Origin of the sequence: Paenibacillus sp. GbtcB18, from assembly GCF_019091125.1 — a bacterium.
GTDB classification, from domain to species: domain Bacteria; phylum Bacillota; class Bacilli; order Paenibacillales; family NBRC-103111; genus Paenibacillus_F; species Paenibacillus_F chitinolyticus.
Map to the genome: position 1 here is coordinate 1 of NZ_JAGXJX010000873.1, position 235 is coordinate 235.

The 235-nt window shown below is 58.3% G+C and carries 1 protein-coding gene; it reads left to right on the plus strand.

Annotation, left to right across the window (positions count from 1 at the left end; translation table 11 throughout):
- On the plus strand, positions 1-235 hold a 235-nt coding region (locus KVT34_RS31180; RefSeq protein WP_217563390.1), incomplete at both ends, for an N-acetylmuramoyl-L-alanine amidase family protein.

The window sequence follows — 235 nt, forward strand, 5'->3', positions numbered from 1 at the left end:
GCTATAAAATCGTGATCGTCCCGGGGCACGGGGGCAAGGACCCCGGTGCTGCGGGAGTGAGCGGTAATCAGGTGAAAGCGTACACGCTCGCGCTTTCCAAAAAGGTGTTCGATCAGCTCCGGCAGGATCCGGCATTTGAGGTGGTTATGTCACGTACGGATGACACCTTCGTCGAACTGGGGGGGCGCGCCCAAATCGCGAATGAGCTTGGTGCGGTCGCATTCATCTCCATTCA